Source organism: Pseudoalteromonas sp. (assembly GCF_036960685.1).
Taxonomy (GTDB): Bacteria; Pseudomonadota; Gammaproteobacteria; order Enterobacterales; family Alteromonadaceae; genus Pseudoalteromonas.
This window is the reverse complement of sequence record NZ_JBALXK010000016.1, coordinates 42,069-49,001: the sequence shown is the minus strand read 5'-3', so window position 1 is coordinate 49,001 and position 6,933 is coordinate 42,069. Positions and strand designations below refer to the sequence as shown.

General features: G+C 41.1%; 8 protein-coding genes. 2 read left to right on the top strand and 6 right to left on the bottom strand.

Annotated features, from left to right (window positions below; genetic code table 11):
- Positions 1-47: 47 nt before the first annotated feature.
- Complete coding sequence (locus V7783_RS13870) at positions 48-215, top strand: hypothetical protein (RefSeq protein ID WP_335679213.1); 168 nt, start codon at positions 48-50, stop codon at positions 213-215.
- Between the two features lie 36 nt (positions 216-251).
- Here V7783_RS13870 and V7783_RS13865 read toward each other — a convergent pair whose 3' ends face one another.
- From V7783_RS13865 to rpmH, 6 genes are all read right to left on the bottom strand, one after another.
- Complete coding sequence (locus tag V7783_RS13865; protein WP_335679212.1) at positions 252-554, bottom strand: hypothetical protein; 303 nt, start codon at positions 552-554, stop codon at positions 252-254.
- Between the two features lie 353 nt (positions 555-907).
- Positions 908-2,272: a tRNA uridine-5-carboxymethylaminomethyl(34) synthesis GTPase MnmE gene (gene mnmE / locus V7783_RS13860; RefSeq protein WP_335679211.1), complete on the bottom strand. Its 1,365-nt coding sequence runs from the start codon at positions 2,270-2,272 to the stop codon at positions 908-910.
- A 137-nt stretch (positions 2,273-2,409) separates the two neighbouring features.
- The gene (gene yidC / locus V7783_RS13855; protein WP_335679210.1) at positions 2,410-4,044 is read right to left on the bottom strand and encodes a membrane protein insertase YidC; all 1,635 of its coding nucleotides are present in this window, start codon (positions 4,042-4,044) and stop codon (positions 2,410-2,412) included.
- A gap of 8 nt (positions 4,045-4,052) precedes the next feature.
- Complete coding sequence (gene yidD, locus V7783_RS13850; RefSeq protein ID WP_064668255.1) at positions 4,053-4,328, bottom strand: membrane protein insertion efficiency factor YidD; 276 nt, start codon at positions 4,326-4,328, stop codon at positions 4,053-4,055.
- 126 nt (positions 4,329-4,454) lie between these two features.
- Positions 4,455-4,880, bottom strand: coding sequence for a ribonuclease P protein component (gene rnpA / locus V7783_RS13845; protein ID WP_016710423.1), 426 nt, complete (start codon positions 4,878-4,880; stop codon positions 4,455-4,457).
- A 7-nt stretch (positions 4,881-4,887) separates the two neighbouring features.
- Positions 4,888-5,022 carry a 50S ribosomal protein L34 gene (gene rpmH, locus V7783_RS13840; RefSeq protein WP_004335215.1) on the bottom strand — a complete coding sequence of 45 codons (135 nt, stop codon included), beginning with the start codon at positions 5,020-5,022 and terminating at the stop codon, positions 4,888-4,890.
- A gap of 507 nt (positions 5,023-5,529) precedes the next feature.
- Here rpmH and dnaA point away from each other — a divergent pair.
- On the top strand, positions 5,530-6,927 hold the full coding sequence (gene dnaA / locus V7783_RS13835; RefSeq protein ID WP_192541281.1) for a chromosomal replication initiator protein DnaA: 1,398 nt from the start codon (positions 5,530-5,532) through the stop codon (positions 6,925-6,927).
- The last annotated feature ends 6 nt before the right edge of the window (positions 6,928-6,933 follow it).

The window sequence follows — 6,933 nt, the reverse complement described above, 5'->3', positions numbered from 1 at the left end:
TGTACAGGGCTTCACCAAATAAATCAGTGCTAGGGGTTTCAAATTGATTGACCCATTCATCGCCGCCATCAGCAATAGTAATTGATAGCTCAGGTAATAAAACACCATTGTCTTCACCGGATGCGCCAGTTAATACGATGTTTTCCTCTTCGCTATCAATGTCGCCAGTCGTATCAAAGCCCGATTCCGGTACCGTTGATTCAGCACTTCGTTGAATAAACTGGTAAAAGAAGTTATTACCTTGTTGCCCTTCATTGGCGCTTTGTTGATTGCTTGATTGTGGCTCGGTTGGCGGTTGGCGGTTGGTTGTTTTCGTTTATTGTTGTTATGGAAGTGATGACTTGTGAGGGGAGAGTTAACCATTGACCGTTTACAAATACTTGGGGCTGCTCTGCATTTAAATCTATTTGCTCTGCAGTTAAGGTGATGACTTCAATGTTAGCAAGGGAGCTTGTTACCTCTTGCGCTGGTATCCATTGTCCGGAGTTTGTGATTACCCATATTTGGCCTGAAATTTGAACGATGGCAGCTATATCTTGTTTTGCTATATCCATTGGTGAAACCTTAATCCTGTAAAGAGTCGCAATTTAATAATGTTTCGCAGCAGTATTTATTTTTTAATGAGTCAGTTATTTTCTTAAGTGCTTTAACTAAGTTACTGCATCACAATTGGTGCTATAAGTTTAGTTCGTTTTCTAGAATATTCATGGAAAATACTGATATATCTCTATAGCTTACTATTCACGAGTTTAGTGGATAGGTCAAGAGGATAGAAATAGCAAAGTGTGAATTATAACCAGTTTTTAAAGGTGCTTAATTGTATTGATAAAGGGACGGAAAAGCCAGTTTGAGTCATAATGATGAGGACAAAAGGCGCGGGGAGGTTGCGCCTTATTATGAAAAATTATTATTTACCGATACAGAATGAGCTAAATATTTTGCCTAGTAGATCGTCAGAGGTAAATTCGCCGGTGATTTCGTTTAAGTAGTTTTGCGTTAAACGTAGTTCTTCAGCAAGGATCTCTCCAGCGATATGCATCTCTAATTGGTCTTTACCTGTTTGTAAATGATGAGCTGCGCTATCGAGTGCATCTAAGTGACGACGACGAGCCATAAAACCGCCTTCGGTTGCGCCTTGAAACCCTATACATGCCTTTAAGTGAGTACGAACTAACTCTATACCATCAGCATTTTTAGCACTTAAGCTGATCACTGGATATTGCTGGTTTTCGCTCATACCAACTTCGTCGCCCGATAAATCGGCTTTATTACGGATCACAGTGACCCCCATACCTTGCGGAAGCTTGGCCATAAACTCTGGCCAAATAGCGTGCGGGTCGGTGTCTTTGGTATCAGTGCCATCAAGCATAAATAGTACGCGATCAGCTTGGTTTATTTCATCCCACGCCCGCTCAATGCCGATTTGCTCAACTCGGTCTGGGCTTTCACGAAGGCCTGCAGTGTCGATAATATGTAGTGGCATACCATCAATATGAATATGTTCTCGTAGTACATCACGAGTGGTGCCGGCAATTTCGGTTACGATGGCGGCTTCTCTTCCTGCAAGAGCGTTTAGTAAACTCGATTTACCTGCGTTAGGGCGGCCTGCAATCACCACACGCATACCTTCACGCATGATGCTGCCTTGCTTAGCTTGGTTAGTGACATTATTAAGTTGTTCAATAATGGTATTTAGGTCACCAGCGACTTTACCGTCGGATAGAAAATCGATTTCTTCATCAGGAAAATCAATGGCCGCTTCAACGTACATACGCAAGTGAATGACTTTTTCGACTAAGGTATCAATATGCTTTGAAAACTCACCCTGCAGTGATTGTAAGGCACTTTTAGCGGCTTGTTCACTCGTTGCATTAATTAAGTCGGCAATGGCCTCTGCTTGGGTTAAGTCCATTTTGTCGTTCATAAAGGCGCGCTCAGAAAACTCACCTGGCTTGGCTAATCGTACGCCTTCAATCTGGCTAATTTCTTTAAGTAGCATATCCAGTACAACAGGGCCACCATGACCTTGTAGTTCAAGTACGTCTTCGCCAGTAAATGAGTTAGGCCCGGCAAAATAAATAGCGATACCTTGATCAAGTTGCTCGCCAGCAAGATTGTTAAATGGCACGTAATCGGCGTAGCGCACTTTAGGGCAGCGACCAATAATCTGCTCGGCAACGGTTTTTACTAAATTGCCAGAAACGCGAATAATACCAACGCCACCACGACCAGGGGCGGTTGCTTGTGCTGCAATTGTATCTTGATTGATCATGCTAGTAATTTACCAACTTTATGAATAACGATATGTGCGTATTGTAACCTATGCAGTTATTTGTAGCGAATAGCTGCGGCTAAAAACAGGCAATAAAAAAGGCGACCGAAGCCGCCTTTTTCTAAGTAAAAGAGCTATCAGCCCCTAACTTTTATTCCTTTCTTTTCCATACCGCGGTAAATGATCAGCATTTGCGCGATTGAAATCAGGTTAGACACTAACCAGTAAAGTACTAGGCCAGATGGGAACCAAAGGAAGAACACAGAGAAGATAACCGGCATAAAGGTCATCATCTTTTGTTGCATTGGATCTTGAACCGTCATTGGTTGTAGCTTTTGCGTCACAAACATACTTACACCAAATAAAACGGGTAATACGTAGTATGGGTCCATTGCTGATAAGTCAGTTAACCATAATACAAACTCAGCATGACGCAGTTCTGTTGATTCTAAGAATACGTAGAATAAGGCTAAGAAGATTGGCATTTGTAGCAAAATAGGTAAGCAGCCACCCATAGGGTTTACTTTCTCTTTGCGGTACATTTCCATAGTCGCTTGACCGAATTTTTGACGGTCATCGCCATACTTTTCTTTTAGTGCAGCCATTTTAGGTTGTAGGGCACGCATTTTCGCCATTGACGTATATTGCGCTTTAGTCAGTGGGTACATTAGTGATTTAATGATAATAGTGATGGCAATAATTGCTACACCCCAGTTACCTAAAATGCCGTGTAACCACTTCAATAGCACAAATAAAGGCTGAGAGATAAACCATAACCAGCCGTAATCTACAGTTAAATCTAAGTTCGGGTGAAGTGCAGCTAGTTTGTCAGACTCTTTCGGGCCCATGTAGTAAGTAGCACCAAGCGTTGCTTGCTGGTTAGCTTGTACATTTACCGGCTCACCTTTAGCACCAATAATTGCTGCGTTGCCCTTAGCTATTAAGCTGTAAAGGGTATTTTGCTGTTCTTGCGAAGGCACCCACGCACTTACAAAGTAGTGCTGAATAAAGGCAATATAACCACCTTGGGTATTAATGCTAAGGTTTTTGTCGGCCATATCAGAAAAACTGTATTTTTCGTATTTTTCATCGCTTGAGCCGTAAGCCGCACCTAAGTAAGTTTGATCAACTAAGCTGCCTTTTTCTTGTACTGTGCGCTTTACTTGCGTATACAGCTGTACTTGAATTGGCTCGGCGGTGGTGTTGTTTACTGTGTACTCTAAAGCTACATCGTATTCACCTTTTTTGAATACATATGTTTTAGTAAAGGTAACACCTTTGCTATCCGTAAACGTTAAAGGAACGCGTAAGTCATCACCCGTTAGAGCAAATGTTTTTTGCTCAGTGTGATAAACAGGGCGACCTTCTGCTGATGCGTCAGGGCCATTTAAGCCTATTAAACCACTTTGCGAGAAGTATTGGTTGCCATCTAAGACACCCAATAGCATATAAGGTATGCCACTATCTTTTTTATCTTCGTATTGCAGTAAGTCGGCTTCAACAATATCACCACCACGGGTGTCAATTTTAACTTTGAAAACGTCAGTGGTAATTTCAATAACCGAACGTTTCGCGGTTGTTGCTGCAGTTGGTAATTCACCGTCAGTTGATGATGGAACATAATCATCTGAGTCAGGGGAATTTGTTTGTAGTGTTTGTGTGTTGGCACTAGGATCGACTTTTGGTGCGTTGTAGTCATTATTCCACTCTTGGAACAATAAAAACGATACAAGCATCAAGCCGATGAATAAAAACGTGCGTTGCGATTCCATAACAGCTCTTATTTCTCGTGTTGGTGGTTAATATGGGTTAATTTTTCAGGTACGGGATCATCCCCACCTGAATGTAAAGGATGACATTTTAATATGCGTTTAACCGCTAACCAACTCCCTTTTACTGATCCATGCAAATTAATTGCTTGAATAGCATAACTGGAGCAGGTTGGATTAAAACGACAATGCGGACCTAACAGCGGACTAATCCACTTTTGATAACCACGAATTAATAACACTAAACAGCGCTTAGGAAAAGCAACAAGTGGTTTTAGTAACCTCATGATGTTCTAGCCTCTGCGTAATATTTAGTGAATGGATACCATGAATTTAAACGCCCAATATAGAATTTTAAATGCATGATTAAAAGGTGAGCTAAAGATACCTTAATTAACCCTATAATTCTATTGCTATTGGCTTTGTTTATTGGATTTAGCCGATTTGTTGGGGCGTTTTTTAAACGGCGGTGGTTTTGGTGCACCTGGTTTACAGCGTTCGTTAATTTTACGCCATAATTTAGTGAGTTGTTTGGTTAGCTCTTCATTTGACTGTTCATCGATACCACTTTTAACCATCAGCACAATATCGATATTATCAATAGTGTGTTGGTTTAAACGAAAACTTTCGCGAGCAAGACGTTTAATACGGTTTCGTTGGCAAGCTTTTTTAACCCGTTTTTTAGCGACTGTGAGTCCTAAGCGAGGTTTTGCTTGGTCATTGGGTTTTGCTAATAAGGTAAAGAAAGGAGTTGCGGCCCGAGCGGGTTCATTAAAGATGCGAGAGTAATGCGAGGGAGTTAACAGACGTAACTCCCTGCCAAAGTTAAAGTCTTCCACTTATATATTAAGCAGAAAGAACTTTGCGGCCTTTAGCGCGGCGACGAGCTAATACTTTACGGCCATTTACAGTTGCCATGCGAGCACGGAAACCGTGTGCACGTTTGCGTTTTAAAACGCTAGGTTGAAAAGTTCTTTTCATAACAATTCCATCCGATCGGTTAAAGGTTAAAACATCCTATGCAGGTCGCGATCCTGGCACAGGTGCCATTGCGAGCGCGAGATATTATCGATGAAGCGCCTTAAAGTCAACCATAATCGCACTTATAATAGAGAGGGGATAATAGATAGAGCTGCGGGATCTGCTAGGATCCTTATATTTAAGAAGTTTTCCACAGGCTCTGTATAAAAAGTGCATAAAAGCTTGGGGTAACTAAAATAGATCACATTATTTGATCGCGATCTAAGCCCTTTTTTGCTATGATCATGGTTTCGAGTTAAAAATAATTGTTGTTTAAAATCAGTGTATTGATTGTTTTTTATGGCGAGATCATATTTTTCAAAAAAATCAATCTTGTACTTGTGGATAAAGTGCCTTCATAATACTCGGTCTTGGGTTAATAAATTGCCTAAATAATAGTAATAAACGTATGATTTTCCATCATTAAAGATGAACGGGAATAAATACTAAATCCTTGGGAGTTTAACTGTGTATCTGTCGGTTTGGCAAAGTTGTTTATATGTATTGCAAGATGAACTGCCTTCGCAGCAGTTCAGTATGTGGGTAAGACCACTTCAAGCAGAAAGTACCGAAGATACCCTGACGATTTACGCACCTAATCGTTTTGTACTCGATTGGGTGAGAGAAAAGTACTTAAACCGCATTAACGAGCTACTCGTCGAAATATGTAAAGATGAAGCACCAGAGCTACGATTTGATGTTGGTAGTAAACCAATTTTGAATACACAAGTTGCAGCACCAACTGGAGCCAGTGTTTCTTCAGCGCCTACAAACCAGTCTGCCTCTAATAAACAGCAACCAAAAGCAGCTAAAGTTGTGGTTGAGCCAGCGCCTAAATCTGGTTATAAATCAAACATTAAAGAAAACTACACCTTTGATAGTTTTGTTGAAGGTAAATCTAACCAGTTAGCTAAAGCCGCTGCAACTCAAGTGGCTGATAATCCAGGTGCAGCCTTTAACCCGGTATTTATATACGGTGGTACTGGTTTAGGTAAAACGCATTTATTACATGCGGTTGGCAATGGTATTATGGCAAATAAGCCAGATGCTAAAATTGTTTACATGCATTCAGAGCGTTTTGTGCAAGACATGGTTAAGGCATTACAAAATAATGCCATTGAAGAATTTAAGCGTTATTACCGCAGTGTTGACGCATTAATGATCGATGATATCCAATTTTTTGCTAATAAAGAACGTTCTCAAGAAGAATTCTTTCATACTTTCAATGCGTTACTTGAAGGTAACCAACAGATTATTTTAACCTCAGACCGTTATCCAAAAGAGATTGAAGGGGTTGAAGACCGCCTTAAGTCACGCTTTGGCTGGGGTTTAACCATCGCGATTGAGCCGCCAGAGCTTGAAACGCGAGTGGCTATTTTGATGAAAAAAGCCCAGCAGAGTAAAATTAATTTACCGCATGAAGTGGCCTTTTTTATCGCCAAAAAATTACGCTCAAATGTACGTGAGTTAGAAGGGGCACTTAACCGTGTCATTGCTAATGCGAACTTTACTGGTCGGCCAATTTCGATCGACTTTGTAAAAGAAGCACTGCGAGACTTGCTTGCTCTACAAGATAAGTTGGTCACCATCGACAACATTCAGCGTACTGTGGCAGAGTATTACCGCATTCGTGTTTCTGACTTGCTATCAAAGCGCCGTAGTCGCTCTATAGCAAGGCCGCGTCAAGTCGCTATGGCATTATCTAAAGAACTCACTAATCACAGCTTACCTGAGATTGGCGATGCCTTTGGTGGGCGTGACCATACTACGGTATTGCATGCGTGCAGAAAAATAAAATCACTACGTGATGAAAGTCACGAAGTAAAAGAAGATTACCAAAACCTAATAAGAACATTGTCATCTTAGGGCTGA

What these genes read in the sequence shown, in the direction of transcription:
- V7783_RS13865 (WP_335679212.1), bottom strand. Translation starts at nt 554, where the DNA reads ATGGATATAGCAAAACAAGATATAGCTGCCATCGTTCAAATTTCAGGC.
- mnmE (WP_335679211.1), bottom strand. Translation starts at nt 2,272, where the DNA reads ATGATCAATCAAGATACAATTGCAGCACAAGCAACCGCCCCTGGTCGT.
- yidC (WP_335679210.1), bottom strand. Translation starts at nt 4,044, where the DNA reads ATGGAATCGCAACGCACGTTTTTATTCATCGGCTTGATGCTTGTATCG.
- yidD (WP_064668255.1), bottom strand. Translation starts at nt 4,328, where the DNA reads ATGAGGTTACTAAAACCACTTGTTGCTTTTCCTAAGCGCTGTTTAGTG.
- rpmH (WP_004335215.1), bottom strand. Translation starts at nt 5,022, where the DNA reads ATGAAAAGAACTTTTCAACCTAGCGTTTTAAAACGCAAACGTGCACAC.